Annotated in this window: 1 pseudogene; it reads left to right on the plus strand. The window is 62.9% G+C overall.

Annotated features, from left to right (window positions below):
- Positions 1-70: 70 nt before the first annotated feature.
- Positions 71-326, plus strand: a pseudogene (locus EN786_RS36720) (RDD family protein); the annotation flags it as partial.

The raw sequence follows: 326 nt of genomic DNA on the forward strand, positions 1-326 counted from the left end.
CGCTATTCGATCGGCGGCGGCATGCTGGCTTTCTGGATCTCGTATTTCTACCTGTTCCGTATGGTGCGGCATGGCGACCGCTAGGGCCAAGGTCAAGACCAGGAACCCGGCCGCGATGTTCCGTCCGCTGGTCACGCCGGAGGGCGTCGACCTCAGGGTCAAGCTGGCGGATGCCGGAACACGTGCTTCGGGGTTCCTGCTCGACGTGGTGATCATCATCGTGGCTGCGGTCGTGGTCAGCCTCGTGGCGCTGTTCGGCCTCGGCGGCCTCGGTTTGAAGGACGCGGAGCCGCTGTTCATCGTCTGGATCATCTTCATCTTCTTCC

Origin of the sequence: Mesorhizobium sp. M4B.F.Ca.ET.143.01.1.1 (genome assembly GCF_004792275.1) — a bacterium.
Lineage (GTDB): Bacteria > Pseudomonadota > Alphaproteobacteria > Rhizobiales > Rhizobiaceae > Mesorhizobium > Mesorhizobium abyssinicae.